At 44.2% G+C, this 24,187-nt stretch carries 24 protein-coding genes; 8 read left to right on the forward strand and 16 right to left on the reverse strand.

Annotated elements, in window-relative coordinates; genetic code table 11:
- Positions 1–53: 53 nt before the first annotated feature.
- Positions 54–917 (reverse strand): 16S rRNA (cytidine(1402)-2'-O)-methyltransferase, encoded by an 864-nt coding sequence (rsmI, locus tag SNR28_RS23940; protein ID WP_375751387.1) that lies wholly within the window; start codon positions 915–917, stop codon positions 54–56.
- A 63-nt stretch (positions 918–980) separates the two neighbouring features.
- Between rsmI and SNR28_RS23945 the strand changes: the two genes are divergently transcribed.
- Genes SNR28_RS23945 through SNR28_RS23960 form a run of 4 tightly spaced genes read left to right on the forward strand, consistent with a single transcriptional unit; the run spans position 981 to position 4,496 of the window.
- Positions 981–2,795: a penicillin-binding protein activator gene (locus SNR28_RS23945; protein ID WP_375751388.1), complete on the forward strand. Its 1,815-nt coding sequence runs from the start codon at positions 981–983 to the stop codon at positions 2,793–2,795.
- Positions 2,785–3,150, forward strand: a complete 366-nt coding sequence (locus SNR28_RS23950; RefSeq protein ID WP_375751389.1) for a YraN family protein — start codon at positions 2,785–2,787, stop codon at positions 3,148–3,150. Before SNR28_RS23945 ends, SNR28_RS23950 begins: the two co-directional genes overlap by 11 nt.
- Positions 3,151–3,152: 2 nt before the next feature.
- Positions 3,153–3,743, forward strand: coding sequence for a phosphoheptose isomerase (locus SNR28_RS23955; RefSeq protein ID WP_375751390.1), 591 nt, complete (start codon positions 3,153–3,155; stop codon positions 3,741–3,743).
- A 6-nt stretch (positions 3,744–3,749) separates the two neighbouring features.
- A complete protein-coding gene (locus SNR28_RS23960; RefSeq protein ID WP_375751391.1) occupies positions 3,750–4,496 on the forward strand; it encodes a BON domain-containing protein in 747 nt (248 codons plus the stop codon).
- Positions 4,497–4,556: 60 nt separating this feature from the next.
- On the opposite strand, the gene sspB is transcribed toward SNR28_RS23960, so the two are convergent.
- From sspB to zapE, 8 genes are all read right to left on the reverse strand, one after another.
- The gene (gene sspB / locus SNR28_RS23965; protein ID WP_375751392.1) at positions 4,557–5,030 is read right to left on the reverse strand and encodes a ClpXP protease specificity-enhancing factor; all 474 of its coding nucleotides are present in this window, start codon (positions 5,028–5,030) and stop codon (positions 4,557–4,559) included.
- Between the two features lie 3 nt (positions 5,031–5,033).
- Positions 5,034–5,669, reverse strand: coding sequence for a stringent starvation protein SspA (gene sspA / locus SNR28_RS23970; protein ID WP_375751393.1), 636 nt, complete (start codon positions 5,667–5,669; stop codon positions 5,034–5,036).
- Between the two features lie 87 nt (positions 5,670–5,756).
- Complete coding sequence (locus SNR28_RS23975) at positions 5,757–6,497, reverse strand: cytochrome c1 (protein WP_375751394.1); 741 nt, start codon at positions 6,495–6,497, stop codon at positions 5,757–5,759.
- Positions 6,494–7,759 carry a cytochrome bc complex cytochrome b subunit gene (locus SNR28_RS23980; protein ID WP_375751395.1) on the reverse strand — a complete coding sequence of 422 codons (1,266 nt, stop codon included), beginning with the start codon at positions 7,757–7,759 and terminating at the stop codon, positions 6,494–6,496. Before SNR28_RS23980 ends, SNR28_RS23975 begins: the two co-directional genes overlap by 4 nt.
- Positions 7,759–8,352, reverse strand: a complete 594-nt coding sequence (gene petA, locus SNR28_RS23985; protein ID WP_375751396.1) for a ubiquinol-cytochrome c reductase iron-sulfur subunit — start codon at positions 8,350–8,352, stop codon at positions 7,759–7,761. Before petA ends, SNR28_RS23980 begins: the two co-directional genes overlap by 1 nt.
- Positions 8,353–8,665: 313 nt before the next feature.
- Positions 8,666–9,058 carry a 30S ribosomal protein S9 gene (gene rpsI / locus SNR28_RS23990; protein WP_277829160.1) on the reverse strand — a complete coding sequence of 131 codons (393 nt, stop codon included), beginning with the start codon at positions 9,056–9,058 and terminating at the stop codon, positions 8,666–8,668.
- 15 nt (positions 9,059–9,073) lie between these two features.
- Complete coding sequence (gene rplM, locus SNR28_RS23995) at positions 9,074–9,502, reverse strand: 50S ribosomal protein L13 (protein ID WP_375751397.1); 429 nt, start codon at positions 9,500–9,502, stop codon at positions 9,074–9,076.
- Positions 9,503–9,727: 225 nt separating this feature from the next.
- A complete protein-coding gene (zapE, locus tag SNR28_RS24000; RefSeq protein ID WP_375751398.1) occupies positions 9,728–10,831 on the reverse strand; it encodes a cell division protein ZapE in 1,104 nt (367 codons plus the stop codon).
- A gap of 121 nt (positions 10,832–10,952) precedes the next feature.
- Here zapE and zapG point away from each other — a divergent pair, with 121 nt between their 5' ends.
- From zapG to degS, 3 genes are all read left to right on the forward strand, one after another.
- The gene (gene zapG / locus SNR28_RS24005; protein WP_375751399.1) at positions 10,953–11,378 is read left to right on the forward strand and encodes a Z-ring associated protein ZapG; all 426 of its coding nucleotides are present in this window, start codon (positions 10,953–10,955) and stop codon (positions 11,376–11,378) included.
- 100 nt (positions 11,379–11,478) lie between these two features.
- Positions 11,479–12,846 carry a DegQ family serine endoprotease gene (locus SNR28_RS24010; protein WP_375754165.1) on the forward strand — a complete coding sequence of 456 codons (1,368 nt, stop codon included), beginning with the start codon at positions 11,479–11,481 and terminating at the stop codon, positions 12,844–12,846.
- Positions 12,847–13,024: 178 nt separating this feature from the next.
- A complete protein-coding gene (degS, locus tag SNR28_RS24015; RefSeq protein ID WP_375751400.1) occupies positions 13,025–14,092 on the forward strand; it encodes an outer membrane-stress sensor serine endopeptidase DegS in 1,068 nt (355 codons plus the stop codon).
- A 53-nt stretch (positions 14,093–14,145) separates the two neighbouring features.
- Here degS and parC read toward each other — a convergent pair whose 3' ends face one another.
- From parC to nudF, 6 genes are all read right to left on the reverse strand, one after another.
- A complete protein-coding gene (gene parC, locus SNR28_RS24020) occupies positions 14,146–16,422 on the reverse strand; it encodes a DNA topoisomerase IV subunit A (RefSeq protein WP_375751401.1) in 2,277 nt (758 codons plus the stop codon).
- Positions 16,423–16,425: 3 nt separating this feature from the next.
- Positions 16,426–18,306 (reverse strand): DNA topoisomerase IV subunit B, encoded by a 1,881-nt coding sequence (parE, locus tag SNR28_RS24025; protein ID WP_375751402.1) that lies wholly within the window; start codon positions 18,304–18,306, stop codon positions 16,426–16,428.
- Between the two features lie 210 nt (positions 18,307–18,516).
- The gene (gene yqiA / locus SNR28_RS24030; RefSeq protein WP_375751403.1) at positions 18,517–19,101 is read right to left on the reverse strand and encodes an esterase YqiA; all 585 of its coding nucleotides are present in this window, start codon (positions 19,099–19,101) and stop codon (positions 18,517–18,519) included.
- 34 nt (positions 19,102–19,135) lie between these two features.
- Positions 19,136–19,954, reverse strand: a complete 819-nt coding sequence (gene cpdA, locus SNR28_RS24035; protein ID WP_375751404.1) for a 3',5'-cyclic-AMP phosphodiesterase — start codon at positions 19,952–19,954, stop codon at positions 19,136–19,138.
- A 70-nt stretch (positions 19,955–20,024) separates the two neighbouring features.
- A complete protein-coding gene (locus tag SNR28_RS24040) occupies positions 20,025–20,462 on the reverse strand; it encodes a DUF1249 family protein (RefSeq protein ID WP_375751405.1) in 438 nt (145 codons plus the stop codon).
- The gene (nudF, locus tag SNR28_RS24045) at positions 20,450–21,061 is read right to left on the reverse strand and encodes an ADP-ribose diphosphatase (RefSeq protein WP_375751406.1); all 612 of its coding nucleotides are present in this window, start codon (positions 21,059–21,061) and stop codon (positions 20,450–20,452) included. The genes SNR28_RS24040 and nudF overlap by 13 nt, the downstream gene beginning before the upstream one ends.
- Before the next feature lie 247 nt (positions 21,062–21,308).
- Here nudF and tolC point away from each other — a divergent pair, with 247 nt between their 5' ends.
- A complete protein-coding gene (gene tolC, locus SNR28_RS24050) occupies positions 21,309–22,622 on the forward strand; it encodes an outer membrane channel protein TolC (RefSeq protein ID WP_375751407.1) in 1,314 nt (437 codons plus the stop codon).
- 83 nt (positions 22,623–22,705) lie between these two features.
- Here the strand turns inward: tolC and hldE are convergent, their stop codons facing one another.
- Positions 22,706–24,136 (reverse strand): bifunctional D-glycero-beta-D-manno-heptose-7-phosphate kinase/D-glycero-beta-D-manno-heptose 1-phosphate adenylyltransferase HldE, encoded by a 1,431-nt coding sequence (hldE, locus tag SNR28_RS24055; RefSeq protein WP_375751408.1) that lies wholly within the window; start codon positions 24,134–24,136, stop codon positions 22,706–22,708.
- Positions 24,137–24,187: the final 51 nt, after the last annotated feature.

Below are 24,187 nucleotides of genomic sequence, written 5' to 3' on the forward strand. Positions count from 1 at the left end.
GGCGGCGGATTGTACTAGAAGCCTCACCACATATCAAGCTATTAGCCCGGCACCTACTCTAAGTTATCAAGACCCCATTTATAGAGAGCGTTCTTTTTAACGCCATGCATTTCAGCGACAATAGCTGCAGCTTTCTTCAAAGGTAGCTCTTTCGTCAGTAATCCAAGCAACCTCAAAGCCTCTTGTGGGAACTCTTCTTTCGAACTTTCTCTGTAGCCGTGAACCAACAGAACCATTTCCCCTTTCTTACGATTATCATCCTCTTCAATCCACGGAATTAGCTCTCCTAAAGGCATTCCCTGAATAGTTTCAAAGGTCTTAGTCAGCTCTCTGGCAAGTACTACTTCGCGGTCAGGCCCCAAAACTTTTAACATATCCTGCAAAGAATCCATGATTCGATGAGGTGACTCGTAAAAAATACAGGTACGTTCTGCTTTTTCAATTTCTCTTAGCTTATCCTGTCTGCCTTTGCTTTTTGGTGGTAGAAAACCTTCAAAGCTAAACCGGTCAGATGGCAAACCTGAGGCGCTAAGTGCAGTAATCACAGCACAAGCACCTGGCAGAGGAACAACTTTAACTCCTGCCTGACGACATTTTGTTACAAGATGATACCCTGGGTCACTGATAAGTGGCGTCCCTGCATCAGAGACTAGAGCGATTGATTGCCCCTGCTGCAGCCTTTCAACCAAAACCTGAGCCTTTTGTTGTTCATTGTGATCATGAAGAGCATAAGTTTTGGTCTGAATATTAAAGTGAGACAGCAACTTACCTGTATGTCTTGTGTCTTCTGCAGCAATCACATCAACAGACGCAAGTACATCAAGGGCTCGCTGGGTAATATCCCCTAGATTTCCGATCGGAGTCGGTACAATATAGAGAGTTGGGATCTCGGACGGGTAAGTTTTATTATCTGTCATTTGTTTACCATCACTTCAGCGATTAATATAGAGACAATTTTACACATAGTTGAATAAGAACTCATGGCTAGAAAGAACCACAAGCAAATTAGTGTACCACGCATCGTTACTCCAATTGCACTAGCAATTACATTAGCTGCGTGTTCTTCAAAACCGCCTGAACCTCAATCGGTTGATATTTCTTTAGCCCCGGCACAAGGTGTTGAAGCATATTTAATCAAGGCGGACAGCAGCAAGGGCAGCATACAGAATGATTGGTTAATCATGGCCCTTAAAGCCGCGATAGAATCAGGTGATACCCAGCAGGCATCTCTGATCATCTCTCGCCTTGAAAAGCAAAAGCTTACCGTTCCTCAAATGGCGGAATGGAAACTTTTACGAGCTCAAAATGATATGGCGCTCGAAAGACCAGAAGTTGTTCAGCAAGAGCTCTACTTCGAACCTTGGTGGGAGCTCGACAATGCTCAATGGATTGAGTACCACACAATAAGAGCAGATGCATACGAAACTACCGGTGACTATTTCAATGCCAGTCTTGAGTTGAATGAGCTTTATAACATCTCAGCAGAAACCGAGCATGAAGCACTGGCTTCCAGAATCTGGGACCATCTGTCACAGTACTCTGAAATCGACCTTAATGATTTCAAAGCAAGAACCGACGACTGGGTAATGCGTGGTTGGATTGACCTTGCGCTTTACATGAACGTCCTCAATGACGATGTTGCAGAACTAAAATCGACTCTTGAATCATGGTTTGAAGAGAACACTCAGCACCCAGCAGCGACATACACGCCAGGTGCTATTCAAGATATTTTAAACCTAGAGATTACTGAACCAAAACGTACAGCATTGCTTCTCCCGCTAACCGGAAAGTATGAAAAACAAGCCCAGCTAGTACGAGATGGCTTCCTGTTTGCACTTCTTCAAGACCCTATGAGACCAGAAGATGCAACGCTTTCGGTTTTCGACACCAACCAACTTAGTACTGAAGAAATCAATGAAAAGCTTTCTGAAGAAAATATCGACTTCATCGTTGGTCCTCTTGTGAAATCCGAAATTGAAGAGATTCAGGCTATGCAGGAAACAAGGGAGAATAAAATCCCTATGCTCGCTCTTAACTTCCCTGAAGAGTTAGCAGAAAACCCTCAGTACTGCTATTTGACTCTTTCGCCAGAACAAGAGGTTAGTCAGGCCGCAAAACACCTAACGGAAGAAGGGTACAAATATCCTCTGTTACTTGCGCCAAAAGGAGCTCTGGGACAACGCGTTACCGAAGCATTCAAAAAAGAGTGGGAAGCCAACAACAAAACTGAAGTTGAAGTGGCTTACTTCGGTTCAAAAGCCCAACTTCAACAGACTATCGATACCGTATTTGGTCTGAAATCAAGCCAGGCTCGCATCGTTCAAATGGATAACATATTGGGGACCGAGACAGAAAACCAACCTCGTAGCCGTCGAGATATCGATTCAGTTTATATCGTGGCTAGAAGTTCAGAACTAACGTTGATCAAGCCATTCATTGAAGTTGCCGTCAATCCGGAAGCAACCCCGCCTAAGCTATTCTCTAATTCTAGAAGTAACGCAGGTGGTAAGCGCCAGTTTGAAGACCTTTCAGGTGTTATCTACAGTGATATTCCGTTATTGATAGAAGATGACGAAATGCTGGATGCTAAGATGGAAGAACTCTGGCCAGAGCAGAGCAATGGACAGAAGAGGCTTCATGCTCTTGGTATGGACGCTTACCAGTTAATTACTGAACTTCCTAAAATGCAGATTGTCCCAGATTATCGAGTACAAGGTAAAACCGGCGAACTGACTATGGGTGAACAATGTATCATCCAGCGCGAAGTAGGCTGGGCGGAGCACAATGCTCTTTAGCCGACGAGTAATTGGAGATAAATATGAAGCTTTGGCGAAGAGCTTCCTGCTTCGCCAAGGTTTATCTTTCATAGGTCAAAACTACAACACTAAATTCGGTGAAATAGATTTGATTATGAAAGATGGCAACACATTTGTGTTTGTCGAGGTAAAATACCGAAAAGACAAACGCTATGGTAATGCAGCAGAGTTTGTAAACCATAAAAAAATAACCAGACTAAAACGCACTGTGAATGTCTGGCTTAACAAGAATAACCTTTCTCCTTATATGACGGAGTACCGGTTTGATGTCATAGCAATTCACGAAGATGGAAGAGATATCAACTGGATAAAGAATGCAATCACTGAAGGATAAACATGCAAGAACGCATTAAAGAAAGCTTTACCGAAAGTATTCAAATTCAAATCGCTTCTGCTGAGGCTCTGCCAGACGCAATAACACACGCAGCTCAGGCTATGGTTACGACTCTTTTGAATGGCAATAAGATTATCTGCTGTGGTAACGGGGGCTCCGCTGCTAACGCTCAACAGTTCGTATCTTGCCTTTTGAATCGCTTTGAAACAGAACGTCCTAGCTTACCTGCGATGACTCTAAATACTGATACGACAACGGTTACAGCAGTAGCTAACGATTATCACTACCAGGAAGTATTTTCTAAACAGGTGCGCGCTCTAGGGCAGGAAGGCGATGTTCTGCTAGCCATCTCTACCAGTGGTAACAGTAAGAACATTGTAAAAGCAATGGAGGCTGCTGTAAGCCGTGATATGACGATTATCGCACTCACAGGTAAAGACGGGGGCGAGATGGCTGGCCTACTGGGCGAGCACGATGTGGAGATAAGGATTCCATCTCAGCGAACAGCTCGAATTCATGAAGTACATATGGTCACATTGCACTGCCTGTGCGACTTGATTGATCAGGTGCTATTTCCTTCACACGAAGAGTAAGTAACTATGAAAAAGTACCTACGTTCTCTTTTCGTCATCGCCATGCTTGTCAGTGTATCAGGCTGTGCAGGACTGGTGGCCGTTGGTGCCGCTACCACTGTTTATGCCGTTACTGATCCAAGATCAAATAAGGAGCTGATCACCGATCAGGATATATCTTTGCAAGCAAGTGCGCTAGGTAATAAAGCGCCGCTCCAGTTTAATGTACGTATAAGCGCAACAACTTTCCGTGGCAACGTTCTGCTTATGGGGCAGGCTGTTAATCAGGAGTACAAAGCTCAAGTTACTAATGAAGTAAGTAAGATTAAAGGGGTGAAAAACATCTACAACCAGATGAAAGTTAAACCTCTTCTTAGTATCAGCGAGATCAGCAAAGATGTTTGGATTACAACAAAAGTTAAAACAGCTTTAGTTGGCAAAGAAGAGCTCAAAGACGCAAAAGTCTCGGTTTATACAGAAGATGGTGAAGTTTTCCTAGTAGGTGCAGTATCGCATCAGCAAGCCGATTTTGCTGTAGAAATAGCCCGTAATATTTCTGGTGTCAAAAAAGTGATGAAGGCCTTCTACTATGGCGAAAACGCACCTGTACAGAAAGAGCTAGAAAAAGACAAGAATGCCCCAGCACCCGCTGAAGAGCTATCAAATACGCAACCGGTTAAAGTTGTGGAAAACAAAGATGACGCCTCTTCTTCTGAATCAGTTCGTTATATCCAGCCAATTGAAGATGAGACTTTTACCGAAGAAGATCTTTGATCGAATCTAAGAGACTCATATAAAAAAAGCAGCTTACGCTGCTTTTTTTGATTGAATACGTTATTTAACGACTCTCAAACTAGGACGCCCTTTAGGTTTAGGCTTCTCTTCATCTGAGACTTCAATTTCGTCATTTGGTGCATCAGAGCTATCAACAGTAGAGAATCCTTCCTCTATCTGCTCTTCTGCTTCCTGCATGTCCAGGTATGCATCCTCTGGCTCAAACATTGTTCCTGCACCATTCTCTCTAGCGTAGATCGCCTGAACAGCATAAAGAGGAACAATCACAGAGTGAGGCCTGCCACTAAAGCGGGCATTGAACGTAATTGCGTCATTACCCATCTCAAGATTTCCAACAGCTCTTGGCGCAACATTCAGAATAATCTGACCATCCTGAACAAACTCAAGAGGAACACGCACACCTGCAAGGGTTGCATCAACAACCAGGTGAGGTGTCAGATCATTATCAACCAGCCATTCATAAAATGCCCTTAATAAATAAGGGCGGCGTGGTTTCATTGCATCAATATCCATGAATTAACGTACCAGACGCATCTCGCGCTCAGCTTCTGTTAGAGAAGCCAAGAATGAATCACGCTCAAATACACGGTTCATGTAAACTTTAAGCTCTTTAGAACCAGGACCTGTTAGCTCGATACCAAGAACAGGAAGACGCCATAGTAGCGGAGCAAGGTAGCAATCGATAAGGCTGAACTCTTCACTCATGAAGTATTCAAACTCAGCAAATACAGGTGCAAGAGTTAGCAGATCATTGCGAAGCTTCTGACGAGCCTGCTCTGCTTCTTCTGCGTTACCTTCTACAATCTTGCGAGCAACTGAGTACCAGTTGCGCTCAATACGGTAGATCATTAGACGAGTGTTACCACGAGCAACCGGATAAACAGGCATTAGTGGTGGATGAGGAAAACGCTCATCAAGATATTCCATGATGATCTTTGAATCGTAAAGAGCAAGTTCGCGATCAATTAGAGTCGGAACCGACTTATATGGATTTAGCTCAATCAGTTCATTTGGCAGATTGGCTTCATCAACCAATTCAACTTCAACACTTACCCCTTTTTCAGCCAGTACGATACGTACCTGATGGCTGTACATATCAGATGCACTTGAAAAAAGAGTCATAACAGAACGTTTATTGGCAGCAACAGCCATTGAGCCCTCCAGAACACTTACAAATAAAAAAACAATGGAGGCTAATTGCCTCCATTGCACAAAAATTAGCGCTGTATGGTAGCATAATTAATGCACATCACGCCAATATTCTTTCTTAAGCAATACTACTACGATAGTGAAGATAACCAGGAAGCCCATGACCCACCAGCCCATCGCTTGTCTTTCAAGCTTCATTGGCTCCGCAGAGTACTCCAGGAAGTTAACCAAATCACGTACCGCTTCGTCGTATTCACTAGCACTTAGCTCACCAGTGCCATCTGACTCAACACCCACTACAGTTGTAACTTCAACGCCATCTACTGTGTGAGTTTCATAAATAGGTGTCGTAACACCCTGAAGCTCTTCAAGCACATGAGGCATACCAACACTTGGGAAAACAATATTGTTTACACCAAACGTTTTAGCTGGGTCGTGGTAAAAAGTACGAAGATAGGTATATAGCCAATCAGTACCCCGAACACGAGCCACTAGAGTTAGATCTGGTGGAGCAGCACCAAACCACTTAGCAGCATCCTTTTCAGGAATCGCATTTTCCATCAAGTCACCGATCTTCGCCTCAGGATCGAACACCATGTGCTCTTTCATTAGATCCAAAGGGATACCGATATCTTCAGCTACTCTCTGGTAACGCTGATACTGTGTTGAGTGACAGCCAAAGCAGTAGTTCATAAATAGCTTGGCACCATTTTGTAATGACGCTTTATCCGACAAGTCGTTGTTCGCGGCATCTAAATGTACGTTACTTCCACCAGCAGCAAAAGCCAGAGTCGGTAACATTGCAAATAACGCTAGAATCCATTTTTTCATTTGAATGTCACCCTCTCTGGAAGTGGTTTAGTTGCCTCATTTTTACTGTAGAAGAACAGTAAAACGAAGAACATGAAATATCCCAGGCTGAATATACGCGCTAGAAGCGTGTACAGGTCAGTTGCTGGCAGAGCTCCAAGAATACCCAAAGCAATAAAGCTGACAGTAAACTGGATGATATTAATCAAATGAAACTTACTACGGTAACGGTAAGAACGTACTTTACAGCGATCTAGCCATGGTAGAAGGAATAGCACGACAATCGCACCACCCATTGCTACTACACCTAGTAACTTATCTGGTACCGCACGCAGAATTGCGTAGAACGGTGTGAAGTACCATACCGGAGCAATGTGCTCAGGAGTCTTCAACGGGTTCGCTGCTTCAAAGTTAGGTGGCTCAAGGAAGTAACCGCCCATTTCTGGGTTGAAGAACAGAACATAACAGAAGAAGAACAGGAATCCTGCAATACCGATAAAGTCCTTCACCGTACCGTACGGGTGGAAAGGAATAGAGTCGATAATGTCGTACTTCTTGTCGTAGTACTCGTGGAACTTAAACTGAGTCTTATACCCCTCACCCATAGTTCCTTTTGGCAGTTTGGTCTCAATACCGTCAGGGTTGTTCGAACCAACTTCGTGTAGCGCCAAAATATGCAATACAACTAACAGTAGAAGAACAATCGGAAGTGCAATTACGTGCAACGCAAAGAAGCGGTTTAGAGTTGCTCCAGAGATTACATAGTCACCACGAATCCAAAGTGTCAGGTCATCACCAATGACCGGTATGGCACCAAAGAGCGAGATAATTACCTGAGCACCCCAATATGACATTTGCCCCCAAGGTAGCAGGTAACCCATAAATGCTTCAGCCATCAACACTAGGAAGATAAGCATGCCAAAGATCCAAAGTAACTCACGTGGCTTCTGGTATGAACCGTAAATCAAACCACGGAACATGTGCAGATACACAACCACAAAGAATGCCGATGCGCCAGTAGAGTGCATATAGCGTAATAGCCATCCGTATTCCACATCACGCATGATGTATTCAACTGAAGCGAATGCACCATCACCTGATGGTTCATAGCTCATTGTCAGCCAAATACCTGTCACAAGCTGGTTTACCAAAACCAACATTGCTAAAGAGCCAAACAGATACCAAAAGTTAAAGTTCTTCGGCATCGGATATTCTGATAAATGCTTTCTGTACGCATTCATCATAGGCAGGCGTTTTTCAAACCAATCCATTAGTCCTTGCATTACGCTTCTCCCTCTTCATCCACGCCGATAATAATCCTACTATCGCTTAGGTACATATGCCTTGGTATTACCAGGTTATATGGTGCCGGTACCCCAGAGAATACACGACCAGCCATATCGAACTTAGAACCATGACAAGGACAGAAGAACCCAGACTTCACTCCCTGAACCTGTTCACTGAAACTGTCTGGTAAATAGGTAGGCGAACAACCAAGGTGAGTACAAATACCAACAGCAACAAAATACTCAGGTTTTATTGAGCGGTAAGCATTTTGTGCATATGCAGGTTGCTGTTCTACAGAAGAACCAGGGTCTGCAAGTTGATCATCAATTTCTTTGAGGGCATTAACTGTAGATTCAGGACGCTTAACAACCCAGACAGGTTTACCACGCCATTCGACGCGAACCATCTGACCATCATCAAGTTTCCCAATCTCAACTTCCACTGGAGCACCTGCAGCTTTCGCTTTTGCGCTAGGGTTCCAGGACTTTATAAAAGGTACAGCGACTGCGACAGTTCCCAAGCCACCAACAACTGCTGTTGTAGCGGTCAGAAAACGCCTACGTCCACTGTTTAAAGGCGCATTGCTCATCCAACATATCTCCCATTTACTCCGCAATTATGGTTATGGTGTGACTACGGAGCTTTCTGGCTAACAAAAAAATATTAGTTTTACTTATTAAGCGGGAATAATAAGGAAAAATACACCTTTTGTTAACATTTATAACAAGAAATCGTTTAGAACTTCACAAAAAAGTAAGGTTATTCAATATGTAGAGTTGAAATATTGAGAAGTGTTATGTGATTAGAAATTTCACAAGATATAAAAAACAAAAAGCCCGGCATATAGCCGAGCTTTGAACCACAATCCGGTATAAAACCAGAGCGTAATTTCTGGTGAGAAATTAACGCTTAGAGAACTGTGGACGACGACGTGCTTTACGTAGACCAACTTTCTTACGTTCAACGCGACGAGCGTCACGAGTAACGTAGCCAGCTGCACGTAGCGCAGGACGTAGAGACTCATCGTACTCCATAAGAGCGCGAGTGATACCGTGACGGATAGCGCCAGCCTGACCAGAGATACCACCACCTTTAACAGTGATGTATAGGTCAAGCTTGTCAGTCATTTCAACTAGCTCAAGTGGCTGACGAACAACCATACGAGAAGTCTCACGACCGAAGTAAACGTCTAGTTCACGCTTGTTGATTACGATGTTACCGCTGCCTGGTTTGATGAAAACACGAGCAGCTGAGCTTTTGCGACGGCCAGTGCCGTAGTATTGATTCTCTGCCATTTCCATAATCCCCAATTAGATGTCTAGTACTGTTGGTTGCTGAGCAGCGTGGTTGTGCTCGGCGCCAGCGTAAACTTTTAGCTTACGGTACATAGCACGGCCAAGAGGACCACGTGGTAGCATACCTTTAACAGCTAGTTCGATTACCATCTCAGGCTTCTTGTCGATCAACTTATCAAAAGTGATAGACTTTAGGCCACCTGGGAATTCAGAGTGACGGTAGTAAGTTTTAGCTGCAGCTTTGTTACCTGTTACAGTAACTTTCTCAGCGTTAACAACGATGATGTAATCACCAGTGTCTACGTGAGGAGTGTATTCAGCTTTATGCTTGCCACGTAGGCGAGATGCAATTTCACTTGCAAGACGACCAAGAGTTTTACCTTCAGCGTCTACAACGTACCAGTCACGTTTTACAGTTTCTGGTTTAGCAACGAAAGTTTTCATGCTAACAATAACCCGTTAATATTAAATTTTACACTTAAGGAGCTTTCGCTCCCACTGTCTAAGAGCCCCAGACATCACCCCTTCGAGTGGATGGCACTCTCGCCTCTAAGAGGCTGCAGTAACGGTGGGTCGCAGGATTATAGAGAAGTGTGGGGAAAAAATCATCTATTTTTTAAAAAAAATTTCAATCAACAGACAGCCCGGCACCACTTGCCGCTATTGACCTTAAGCTAAATGCTCTTTAGCAAGATAATCATGACTCTGCATTTCTACTAAACGAGACAAACAGCGTTTAAATTCAAACTCTAACTGTCCACCCTCATACAGTGAGTCCATCTCCACTTCTGCCGATATAATCAGCTTCACATTGCGCTCATAAAACTCATCGACCAGAGCAATAAATCGTCTCGCAGCATCATCCAAAGTTGCGCTCATTTGCATGACATCCGCAAGTAGAACCGTGTGATAAATTCTGGATATCTCTATGTAATCATTCTGACTTCTTGCCGACTGGCAAAGTTGCGCAAAGGTAGCATACAGAACACCATCACAAGCTTTAACGATAGGAATATCACGGTGGTTAATTTCAATATTGGTGACTAATGCATGGCATTCAGTAGTCAACTGCCCGTAGTATCGATTCAGGTTTTCTGTGGCTTGCACATCTAAAGGAGAATGAAAAATCTCTGCCTGCTCCAGAGTTCTCAGTCGGTAATCAATACCGCTATCAACATTTACTACTTGGCAGTTCTGCTCAATCAAGTCTATTGCAGGAAGGAAGCGAGCTCTCTGTAAGCCATTTCTGTATAAGTCTTTTGGTGGGATATTTGAGGTCGCTACTAAAACAGTACCTCTGGCAAACAATGCCTGAAACAACGTCCCCAGTATCATGGCATCCGTAATGTCAGAGACAAAGAACTCGTCAAAGCAAATGATATCGAACTCTGCTTTAAAATTATCTGCCACTTTTTCGAGAGGATCAGCCGTATCACCCAGTGCTTTCAGTTCATCATGTACACGAAGCATAAAGCGGTGAAAATGGACCCTAAAGACCCTTTTTCCTTCCAATGACTCACAAAAGGTATCCATGAGGTAAGTTTTTCCTCTACCCACTCCACCCCACATATAAATACCCTTGGGCAACGGATTAGGTTTTACCTTCTTCCTCATTAACTTTTCGAAACGATTTAGAGTAGGAACTGGCAGGGACTCGTAATGTCTATATTCTGAAAACAGCTTATCGAGTTGGGTTACTGCATTTTCCTGGGCAGGGTCTTTCTGAAACCCAAATTCTGCGATGTCTTTTTTATATTTTTGTAGAGGCGTCATTGATATACCTGATCAGCTTAAATTTCTTTATCAGACTGCTCTGTCATAGTACCATGACGCCAGAGCATGTGTAATTCTACTGTAACAAAATTGTTACTTAAAACTATTATAAGGAGCCGTTATGCCTTTGATTTATGGACTTATAGGCTTATTGGTAGGGGCGATTTTAGGAATCATCATAGCTCGTATAAAAACCCCCCAATATAAGAAACATAAGCAGATGCAAAAGGAACTGGAAGCATCTAAGTTTGAGCTGGAACAACAACGACAGGAACTTGCTGATCACTTTGCGAAGACTGCTGAAATGCTGGATATTCTGGGTAAAGACTACACCAAGCTTTATCAGCATATGGCAGATACCTCTTCTGAACTGCTGCCAAATCTTCCGGAGCAGGACAATCCTTTCTCTAAAAAGGTGAGTAAAGAAGTAGAGAAAAAAGAAGAAGAAATCGATATGCCACCTAAAGACTATGCAAAAGGTGCTACCGGTTTACTTGAACCAGAAGTCAAAGAGATACTTGATTCCCCTGAGCCAGTAAAAGCATAAGTTTGCTGACTGAACACTTTATTTGACTTACTTCAAATTTTTTCTGAACTAACCAAAGGTTTTTGAGTCATAATTCTCATAAATTAAAGAGGAGAATATGATGAAAAAACCTTTGCTTGTTTTGACTGCACTTTCTATCAGCTTAAGTTCACTCATCACACCACTACCTGCAACAGCGGCTCTACCGCTCGCGGTAAACAACGAACAACTCCCTAGCCTGGCACCTATGCTGGAGCAAGTCACCCCTGCTGTAGTCAGCATTGCTGTAGAAGGCAAACAAGTTTCAAGACAAAGCCTGCCAGACTCATTCAAGTTTTTCTTTGGCCCTGATTTTCCAACAGAACAATTGAGAGAACGTCCTTTCAGAGGGTTGGGCTCTGGTGTCGTTATTGACGCTAATAAAGGACATGTTGTTACCAACTACCATGTTATCGATGGTGCTGACGAAATTCGCGTGAAGCTGCATGATGGCCGCGAATACGATGCAGAGTTCATTGGTGGTGACGAAATGTCAGATATTGCTCTGCTAAAACTAGAGAAAGCAAAGGACCTGACTCAGGTAAAACTGGCCGATTCGGATAGCCTCCGTGTTGGTGACTTCACTGTAGCTATCGGTAACCCATTTGGTCTTGGTCAGACGGTAACTTCCGGTATCGTTTCTGCGCTTGGACGCAGTGGCCTTAATATCGAAAACTTCGAAAACTTCATTCAGACAGATGCAGCAATAAACAGCGGTAACTCTGGAGGTGCTCTGGTAAACCTTAGAGGTGAGCTAATCGGTATCAACACCGCGATTTTAGGACCAAACGGTGGCAACATCGGTATTGGCTTTGCTATTCCATCTAATATGATGAGAAACCTAACTGACCAAATCCTTGAGTTTGGTGAAGTTAAACGCGGCATGCTTGGGGTTCAGGGTGGAGAAGTCACATCTGAACTAGCTGAAGCGTTGGGTTACGAATCAAGTAAAGGTGCTTTTGTGAGTCAGGTGGTTCCTGATAGTGCAGCGGATAAAGCAGGTTTAGAAGCCGGTGATATCATCGTATCTATCAATGGTCGTGATATTCACACCTTTGGCGAGCTAAGAGCTAAAGTCGCTACGCTCGGAGCTGGTAAAGAGATTAAGCTCGAAGTTATCCGTGAAGGTAAGCGACAGTCATTTGATGTCACCTTAGGTGAATCTACTGAAATGAAAGCTCAGGCCAAAAAGATCCACGATGGATTAACAGGTGCGCAGCTCACCAACACAACCGATAAAGATCCGGTACAAGGCATTAAGGTTACATCTGTAGAAGAAGGTTCAAAAGCTCAGGCTTATCAACTAGAAGCCGGTGACATCATTGTTGGTGTAAACCGTCAACGAGTGAAGAATATTGCTGAGTTGAGAACTATCGTTGAGCAAGAACCAAGTGTTCTGGCATTAAACATCCAACGAAACGGAAGAAGTCTGTATTTGGTTGTCAGATAACTAAAATCACAACTTTCTCGTTGCTTAAGGGAGGACTCTGTTCTCCCTTTGTTGTTTTTTCGCTTTAGCTCATCCTACCAACACCCAATCATACCGCTATTGAATTGCTATTCAGATTGCCTAAATGTTATCCTTTCATGCTTACACATAAGATAATAACAACAGCATAGAGGACTCAATGCTGAGCTTTTTTCTACGTTCCATTAGTTTAGGTTTGGCGACTGCAGTTATCGTCTTACTCGCTATTCCTTCGCTCAGAACGAATATCAACCTTATCCCACAGGATATTGTCAACAAAGTCGAAAGCTTTCAGGATGTTGAGGTTTCGTTTAATAACGCGGTTCGCAGAGCTGCACCCGCTGTTGTAAACATCTACAGCCGACAATATACCGCTCAGGATCGCAGCAAACTTAAGACACAGGGGCTAGGCTCTGGTGTCATAGTGAGTGAAAAAGGCTATATCATCACCAACTTCCATGTTGTTGCTAAAGCGGATCAGATCATTGTCGCTCTGCAGGATGGCAGAATTGCTAACGCGCAGTTAGTGGGCAAAGATCAAAGAACCGATATTGCAATTCTTCGTATAGAGCTGACTAACCTACCAGTAATTCCTCTTAATCCTGAATACCAGGCAAAAGTGGGCGATATTGTTCTGGCTATTGGTAATCCATATAACCTGGGACAAACCACAACATTTGGCATTATTTCTGCCACTGGTCGTTCATCGATCAGCATGGGTAGACAATCATTTATTCAAACAGATGCTGCCATTAATCAGGGTAACTCTGGTGGAGCACTGGTTAATACACGTGGCGAGCTGGTAGGAATTAATACTGCGTCTTTTCAGCAAGCAACAGAACTTGAAACCTATGGCATATCCTTCGCGATTCCGTATGTGCTAGCCAACAAAATCATGCAAAAAATTATTGCTGACGGCAGGGTAATCCGTGGCTATGTCGGCATCGACGGACAAGATGTCAATGCCATGACGTCTCGCCTGCTTGGGGGGGACTATACTGGTGCAATTATCGTATTAGGTATCGATCCGATGGGACCAGCGGCAGATGCAGGTTTTGAGAAAAATGACGTAATTCTGAGTATCGGAGATCAGAAAATTAACGGCAGGCAGAGCGTTATGGATATTGTTACAGACTTAAGACCGGGTACCGTGATTGACTTCGGTGTATTGCGCGATGGAAAGAACATTAACCTCACCGTCACTGTTGCCGAGTCCGTAGACAACTAAACCTGAACCATTCTCCAGACAGAAAAAACCGGCTTTCGCCGGTTTTTTATTCTTTATTCACCAGTCTGCTCTGGTTGTTGCTCAGGTAAGTCAACTTCAATTCGAGTGACCCGTTGCAGACCACGAGGTAATAAGCCACCTCTTCGTCCACGCTCTCCACGGAAGTTATCTAAATCCGCTGGTTTGAGCCCAAGCTTACGTTTACCCGCATAAAGGGTTATCGAAGCCCCTTGTGGGATTGAAGTCAGATGAGACACTATCTCCTCACGAGCCTTAGCTTTGGCCGCAGGGATATTAATGATCTTATTACCCTTACCTTTGCTAAGCTGAGGCAAGTCCTTAATTGGGAACATCAACATCCGACCAAGGTTAGTAATGGCCAGAATCTCATCGGTATCAATATCTGCGACGGTCATCGGTGTCATTACTTCGGAGCTTGCTGGCAAGTTAACTAACGCTTTACCACTTCGGTTCTTAGAAAGCAGATCGGCGCCTTTACAAACAAAACCATACCCCGCATCAGAGCCAACCAGCCATAGCTGATCATCTTCACCCATTATGACCTGACGAACTGATGTCCCCTCTGCAACGTTCAGACGTCCTGTAATTGGCTCGCCCTGACTTCTGGCAGATGGAAGAGAATGAGATTCAAGCGAATAACTTCGTCCATCGGAGCCAAGGAATACGGCTTGCTGGTTACTCTTGCCTCTGGCGTGTGCCAGATAGCTGTCACCCGCTTTGTAGTTCAGACCTTCAGGGTCCACATCATGGCCTTTGGCGTGACGAATCCAGCCTTTGTCCGAAAGAACAACGGTGATCGCTTCACTTGGCACTAGTTCACGTTCAGTCAGTGCTTTTGCTTCACTACGCTCAACCAATGGAGAGCGACGATCATCACCATACTTCTCTGCGTCAGCTTTGATCTCTTTCTTCAGCAGCGTATTCATACGACGCTCAGAGCCAAGAATCAGTTCTAGTTTCTCACGCTCTTTTTCCAGCTCTTCCTGTTCACCACGAATCTTCATCTCTTCCAGCTTCGCCAGATGACGAAGTTTGGTGTCCAGAATGGCATCAGCCTGAATATCGGTAATACCAAAGCGCTCCATCAGAACCGCTTTAGGATCATCCTCAGTACGGATAATCTCAATCACTTCATCCAAATTCAGATAAGCAATTAACAAACCTTCCAGGATGTGTAAGCGTGCCATCACCTTATCAAGGCGATATTGTAGACGACGGCGAACGGTTGCACGGCGAAACTCAATCCACTCAGAAAGAATCTGAACCAGACCTTTAACTTGCGGACGGTTATCCAGACCAATCATGTTCAGGTTAACCCTGAAATTCTTCTCCAGATCCGTAGAGGCAAACAGGTGGTTCATCAGCTGATCGGTATCTACTCGGTTAGAACGAGGAACAATCACGATACGAGTTGGGTTTTCGTGATCTGATTCATCACGAAGATCATCAACCATCGGCAGCTTTTTGGCTCGCATCTGAGCTGCTATCTGTTCAAGCAACTTAGCACCGGAAACCTGATGAGGAATTGCTGTGATAACAACATCCGAGCCTTCTTTATGCCATACAGCACGAGCTTTTATACTTCCTCGACCTGTTCGGTAAATCTTCTCTAGCTCTTTCCTTGGAGAGATAATTTCTGCTTCTGTCGGATAGTCCGGACCTTGAACATACTCCATAACATCCGGAAGCTCTGCCTTCGGGTTATCGAGTAGATGTATTGCCGCATTTGCCACTTCACGAACATTATGTGGTGGAATATCGGTCGCCATACCAACCGCAATACCAGTTACTCCATTCAGTAGAATATGAGGTAAACGTGCTGGCAACATCTGTGGTTCTTTCATGGTGCCATCAAAGTTAGGCTGCCATTCAACCGTACCTTGACCTAGTTCTCCCAAAAGAACTTCAGCAAACTTAGAAAGTTTTGCTTCGGTATAACGCATTGCTGCGAATGATTTTGGATCATCCGGAGCACCCCAGTTACCCTGACCGTCAACCAACGGATAACGGTAGGAGAATGGCTGGGCCATTAGCACCATTGCTTCGTAACAGGCAGAGTCACCATGCGGGTGATACTTACCTAGTACGTCACCAACAGTACGGGCAGATTTTTTATATTTTGCTGCTGCCGAAAGGCCAAGTTCCGACATTGCATAGATAATACGTCTCTGTACGGGCTTCAGACCGTCACCAATATAAGGCAAGGCTCGGTCCATAATTACGTACATTGAATAATTCAGATAAGCGTCTTCAGTAAACTTGCGCATTGGCAACTGTTCAACGCCATCATAAGTAATCTCAGTAGACATCCGTTAAACCTCTGCTAAATCGCCATTAGTCTGCAACCAAGAGCGACGGTCATCCGCGCGCTTTTTACCCAGTAGCATATCCATCATTTCATTGGTCTGCTCATCATCATCGATGGTTAGCTGTACCAAGCGACGGGTATTCGGATCCATCGTTGTTTCACGCAGCTGAAGTGGGTTCATCTCACCCAGACCTTTAAATCGCTGCACATTGATTTTCGCTTTTTTCTTGCTCAGACGTTCCAAAATACCCTCTTTCTCATCCTCATCAAGGGCATAAAAGACCTCTTTACCGCAGTCGATTCGGAATAGTGGAGGCATTGCTACATAAACATGTCCAGCTTCAACCAAAGCACGGAAATGGCGGGTAAATAGAGCACAAAGCAAGGTGGCGATATGCAGACCATCCGAATCCGCATCCGCAAGAATACAGACTTTACCGTAACGCAAATCTTCAAGATTATTAGAATCAGGATCAATACCTAATGCGACCGAAATATTATGTACTTCCTGAGAAGCCAGTACCTGATCAGCAGAAACTTCCCAGGTATTCAGTATCTTACCGCGTAGTGGCATGATTGCCTGGAACTCGCGATCACGAGCCTGTTTAGCACTACCACCCGCAGAATCACCCTCCACCAGGAAGAGTTCTGTACGAGCCAGATCCTGAATAGAGCAATCGGTCAGTTTACCCGGAAGTGCAGGTCCTGAAGCGACTTTCTTACGAACTACCTTCTTAGCAGCGCGCATACGACGGTGTGCGTTAGCAATACACATCTCAGCCATTTGCTCAGCAAGCTGAGGGCGTTCGTTCAACCAAAGGCTGAAGGCATCTTTAACCACTCCGGAAACAAATGCTGCACACTGACGAGATGATAAGCGCTCTTTAGTCTGACCCGCGAACTGAGGATCTTGCATTTTGATGGATAGAACGTAAGAACAACGATCAAATACATCATCACCCGTAAGCTTCACGCCACGAGGAAGCAGGTTGCGGAACTCACAGAACTCACGCATAGCATCAAGTAAGCCCTGTCGAAGACCATTTACATGAGTACCACCTAGCGCTGTCGGAATTAGGTTTACATAGCTTTCTGTAATCTGTTCGCCACCTTCTGGCTGCCAGATAATCGCCCAGTCAGCCGCTTCGGTTTCAGCAGAAAACTGCCCAGTGAAAGGCTCTTCAGGAAGAACGGTGTAACCCTTAACGCCTTCTGCAAGGTAATCTTTAAGACCACTTTCGTAGTGCCACTTGTGCTCGTTGCCGTTTACCTTGTCAGAGAAAGTGATTTCAAGCCCCGGACAAAGTACCGCTTTAGCACGAAGGTTATTCACTAAACGGGTTACAGAGAAGTTACCTGAATCAAAATACTGGCTGTCTGGCCAGAAATGAACACTGGTACCTTTGTTACGACGTCCACAGGTTCCTACTACTGTCAGATCTGATACTTTTTCACCATGCTCAAATGCAATCTCATACACCTGGCCATCGCGGCGAACCGTCACTTCCACTCTCTTAGAAAGGGCGTTTACAACAGAGATACCTACCCCGTGCAAACCACCTGAGAACTGGTAGTTTTTATTGGAAAACTTACCACCAGCGTGGAGTTTACAGAGAATCAGTTCCACACCGGAGACTTTCTCTTCCGGGTGAATATCGACAGGCATACCTCGACCGTCATCAATCACTTCAAGTGATTGATCAGCGTGAAGTATTACTTGTATTTTGGAGGCATGACCGGCAAGTGCTTCATCGACGCTGTTATCGATAACTTCCTGACCAAGGTGGTTAGGGCGCACTGTATCCGTATACATCCCTGGTCGGCGACGTACTGGCTCCAGACCATTAAGAACCTCAATGGCTCCAGCATTATATTGTTCAGTCATAATACGGAATTTACTCAAATATTTTCAGGCTACTACTCTGCCCTGAAAGTATGACGTTTTAAAATTCTTATAGCGGGCGCTAAGATGTAAAACTTACTTGTTCACGGGAGAAGCAATAAGGCTACATACTCTGGAACATGGCAGGTTATGTCAAGCAAGAGGCGAATATGTAGCATATTTTTATGAAGCTAAGCCGTTGAATGGCTAAATTTAAAGCTCCAGAAACGAAATGATATCAGTTGGGTAACGTTCAAAATCGACAAAGCTATGGTCACCTTCCGGCTCCACATTCTGTTTACAGCCCGCAAATTTATCTACCGATTGCCTGTAATCCAGCACTTCATCCCCTTCCTGCTGTAACAACCAAAAATCACCTTTCTTTTTAATTTCAGCGACATCTAGTTCCCGAAGCTGCTCCACATGGATAGCATCAAGAACATATCTTTCACCGGTATAAGGGTTTTCCTGTTCGCCTAAATAATCTTGTAGTAGCTCATAAGGTTTAACTGCTGGGTTAACAACAACCGCTTTAAAGCCATATAAGCTATTAAGCCAGGTAGAAAGATATCCACCAAGTGAGCTGCCAACCAGAGCTATCTGATAGTCACGCTTATACTTCTCAACAATCTCTAATAAAAGAGCTTTTGCCTCAGAAGGAAAGCATGGCATCTGAGGCACCACAACCTTTATATCCGGCCGGTGACTCTCACAATATGCCTTCATAACATTAGCCTTATGTGACTGAGGAGAACTGTTAAAGCCATGTATATAAAGCAGTAGTGAGGGTTTACTCATTAACGATTACCTGAATAAGTAGTAAGGACGAACTTTAATAACCACCGGCATTAAAGTCAGGTAGGAAATCGGATCCTTTGAGGCGATGCACCCGTGTTTCAATAGTACCGTCACTCTTAAGCTCCAGTGTTCGCCACCCCGGCTCTTTTGCATCCAAAGCGAAGTCCTGTGAGTCCGGCTTGAACTGTACACAAGTCGAAGGTGTTGCCATCACTCTGACACCAAAATGTCTCTCATCAAACTCCTGATGGACATGACCACACAAGGTCGCTTTCACATTAGTATGCTTAACAATGATGTTCCAGAAGTTGTCAGCATCATAAAGCGTATGCTGGTCAAGCCAGGCACTACCAACTAAAACTGGGTGATGGTGAAGAAGTATCAGTGTATATCTATCCGGGTACTCTTCTAACTTATCTTTTAGAAGAGCAAGCTGCTGTTCACTCAATCGGCCGTGCGGTACTCCGGTAACCTGACTATCCAGCTGAATAATTTGCCAGTGATCGCCTGCCAGTACATGCTCATCCGCTGAGATCTGTTCAGATGGTAATACACTACTCATATTTGGTTTGAAATCGTGGTTTCCTGGCAGCCATAAGCATTTCTTCTCTAAGCTGGCTATGCCCTGTTCAAACCTTTGGTACGATTTCGCTGTGTGATCCTGCGAGATATCACCGGTCGCAAGTACTGCATCGTACTCAACCTCTTGATTGATAACTTCCTGGACCACTGCATGAAAGCTATCTAGCGTGTTAACACTCAGCAAACAGCCATCTGTTGTCGAAAACAGATGCGTATCTGTCAGCTGCAATAGCTTTATACTGTCTCTTTCCGAGTTTGCCGATAATTTCAAAACAATTAACCTGATTAAATTCCTGTAAACTGGCTCAGACTTTTTGCTAGCTCAACCTTTAATTCTTTGCTCAGAATAAGGGAGCTCTGCTAATCCCATGTTTTAAGCAGAATGTCAGCCAATCACTCAAAAACTGATTGATCTGAAACTTTTCATCCTTCTGCATCATTCTATTATTTGGGTAGTCATAGCGAGCTTTCACTCTTGATATCTGCTCGCTTGCGCACACTTCTGCTACCCGCGCATCATGGTAAAGTCTGACCGTCATTTTTGGCAGCGGAAATATAAGCTGCTCATCACACTGACTCACATCGATCAATGTCGTATATTTTGTTATTTCGCTTACTTCAAGCTGATAGGCAATTTCTGCAACTTGATACGAACGCACATCCCCGACACTCGCTTTAGCGGGAAGCAAAGCGTTTAATTTCGCATAATTTGTTTCGTACACACGCATTAATGCTGCGAGATCAACGTGATACGATTTATCAGTTGCTATTTCTGCCATCGCGATTGTAAGTCTTTATAGTTTAGCTCCAACCATTGCAACGCAATAATTGAGGCACCGTTCTCAATTTTACCGTCTTGTACTAAGTTATATGCCTCTTCACGGCTAACGACTTGTACTCGAATATCTTCATTTTCATATTCTAGACCATGAATTCCACCTGCATTAGACGCATCCACTTGCCCAACATAAACATCGAGCTTTTCGGAGCAGCCACCAGCAGAAGGATAGTAACTCGTTACTTTTATCAGTTCTTTAGCTTCAACACCCGCTTCTTCAATGGATTCTCTTCGGGCGACTTCTTCAGGAGACTCATCGGTGTCAATAATTCCAGCAACTATTTCTATCTGCCACGGATTCTCCTGCTCCAGAGTTCCAACCCTAATCTGCTCGATAAGAATAACTTCATCGCGGATAGCATCGTATGGCAACATCGAGACCGCATGACCACGCTCAAACAGTTCTCTTTCAACAGGTTCACTCCAGCCACCTTTGAACAATTTGTGTTTAAAGCGATACTTCACCATTTTGAAGAAGCCCTGAAATAGTGTCTCCTTCGACAGTATTTCTACATCTTGTGAAGTATATTGTGATTTCATACCTATGCTTCCATACTTTGTTTTAATAGCCTCTGAACTCGCGGCTATTCTAATATTAGTCAATAAGAACTACCAATGATTAGGTTCAACTTTTTTGAGAAGGTTTAGTTATTTTGTTTAATTCTCAAAAAATATATTGCACATCCGTGCAATTAAATGTAAAAAAACGCAAAGAATTGAGCAAAGAGCCCTCAACATGGGTTAAACTCTTGTCGGATATCATTTAAACAAGGCGGGACCAGCCAAAATGAAAAAAATTCTACCACTTTTAATCAGTGTGACCCTAGGAAGTGCTTCATCACTTGCATACGCTGAAGACCTTGCTGAAATTTACAACCTTGCTAAAGAAAACGATCCAACGCTACTACGCTCTGCGGCTAACAGAGATGCAGCGTTCGAAGCGATTACATCCAGCCGCAGTACACTTTTGCCACAAATAAATCTTACAGCTGGCTACGATATTAAAAGAAGCGACCCTTCATCAAACTCTGCAGAAAACAATGCATTGTCTGCTGGAATCAACTTTACGCAAGAGCTTTATAAACGTTCAAGCTGGATTACTCTAGATCAGGCAGAAAAAACAGCTCGCCAATCTGATGCCGCTTATGCAGCGGAGCAGCAAAATCTAATTCTTCGTGTTTCAACAGCATACTTCGAAGTACTACGCGCTCAGGATAGCCTGGAGTTTGTACGTGCTGAGAAAGCAGCGGTTGCTCGTCAGCTAGAACAAACCAAACAACGTTTTGAAGTGGGTCTGTCTGCAATCACTGACGTTCATGACGCACAAGCTCAGTATGACACCGTATTAGCAAACGAAGTGGTTAGCGAAAACAACCTGATTAACAGCTATGAGTCTCTTCGTGAGATTACCGGTCAGGCTCATACTAACCTGGACATTTTGGACACTGCTCGTTTCAGCGCAGATCGTATGAATGAGTCACCAGAAGTGCTTCTTGAGCAAGCACAAACGCAAAACCTGACATTGCTTACAGCACGAATTGCTCAGGACATTGCACGTGATAACATTTCGCTAGCAAGCGCTAACCGCCTTCCATCGCTAACTCTAGATGGCGGATACAACTATTCTGATATTTCCAATATGCCATCAGCGCCTGATGCTGATTCAAACAACTTTAATATTGGTCTTAACCTGTCAGTTCCACTTTATACCGGTGGCAACCTAACTTCTCTGGTTAAACAGGCTGAGTTCAATTACGTTGCAGCGAGTGAAGATCTTGAAGCGAGCTACCGCAGCATCGTGACAACCGTACGAAGCTCATACAACAACGTTAACGCTAGTATTGGTACTATCAAGGCATACGAACAGTCTGTAGTGTCTGCAAAGTCAGCTCTTGAAGCGACCGAAGCTGGTTTTGATGTAGGTACTCGTACCATCGTTGATGTTCTGGATTCAACTCGTAGCCTATACGATGCGAACCGTAACCTTTCGGACGCTCGTTACAACTACATCATCAGCATCCTGAATCTTAAGCAGGCTGTTGGTACGCTGAGTGAGCAAGAAATTTTGGACATCAGTGCAGGACTGAAATCTGCGAGCTAATTGAAATACTTAGCTAAAAACACAAAGGGCTGATAATTCATTATCAGCCCTTTTCTTTATCTTGTTACCTGAGGTTTTAACGATTAGTTCTTATTGCTTTTAATCGTATTTATGATTTCAGTCGTTGATACGCCTTCTTCGAAGTTAAGTACACGTACTTCACCGCCTGCAGCAATCACCTCTTCACCACCGGCAATTTCTTCCGGTTTGTAGTCACCACCTTTCACTAGCAGGCTTGGTAATACTTCAGAGATAAGGCGACGTGGAGTCTCTTCACCAAATGGAACAACCCAGTCAACCGCACCAAGTCCAGCCAATACAGCCATACGACGATCAGTTGGATTCACAGGACGCCCAGGTCCTTTCAATTGCTTAACGGATTCATCAGTGTTAACAGCAACAATCAGACGATCGCCTAGCTCTGCTGCATGGTTCAGGTAAGAAACATGACCAGCATGCAAAATATCGAAGCAGCCGTTTGTCATAACGACCTTCTCGCCTTTTGCTCTGGCTTTCTTAACGGCTTCAATCAAAGCTGACTCAGAGATAATGCCGTAGTCGGTATCCTGACCACCATGAACAGCCTCAGCCAGTTCAACTTCAGAAACAGTAGAGGTACCCAGTTTACCTACAACCACACCAGCACCCGCGTTTGCTAGCGCGCACGCTTCGTCAAGCTGTTTGCCTGCAGCAACAGAGGCAGCAAGCACAGAGATTACCGTATCGCCTGCACCTGTTACGTCATAAACTTCTTTTGCCTGAGTCGGCAAGTGGAACGGTTCCTGATCTTTACGCAGTAATGTCATACCATTCTCACTACGTGTTACCAGCAGAGCTTCAAACTCATAAGCTTCAATCAGCTCCAGACCTTTCTTAATAAGATCTTCTTCGTCTTTTACTTTACCCGCAACCAGCTCGAACTCTGCCATATTTGGAGTCAGTAGTGTTGCTCCACGGTAACGCTCGTAATCTGCGCCTTTTGGATCAATAAATACCGGAATGCTTTTCGCGCGAGCTTTTTGAATAAGAGCCTGAACATGCTCCAGACCACCTTTAGCATAGTCAGACAGCACGACGGATTTAACGCTAGGTAGCAGAGCATCCATACGCGACAACATCAGTTCAGGATCGGTACCTTCGAACTTATCTTCAAAATCAAGACGGATAAGTTGCTGACCACGGCTCATGATTCTCAATTTAGTGATTGTTGGATAGTCTGGCAGAGTGACGAAATCGCAGTTCACTTTAAGCGAACTCAGAGTATTTTCCAGAACCTTTGCAGGCTCATCATCACCAACAAGGCCAATAATATTAGCCTGACCGCCAAGCGCTGCGATATTCATCGCGACGTTAGCAGCACCACCTGGCCTCTCTTCGTTTTCTTCTACCTTTACAACCGGAACTGGAGCTTCAGGAGAGATACGCCCTGTCGGGCCATACCAGTATCTGTCCAGCATTACATCGCCAATTATCAACACACCTGCTTGATCATATTCAGGTAGGCTCGGTTTCATATATTTCTCCAACAAATCATTCTGGGCGCAAGTTTAACATAGCACCTAAAT

The organism is Vibrio iocasae, from assembly GCF_042245395.1.
In the GTDB taxonomy this organism is placed as follows: Bacteria; Pseudomonadota; Gammaproteobacteria; order Enterobacterales; family Vibrionaceae; genus Vibrio; species Vibrio iocasae.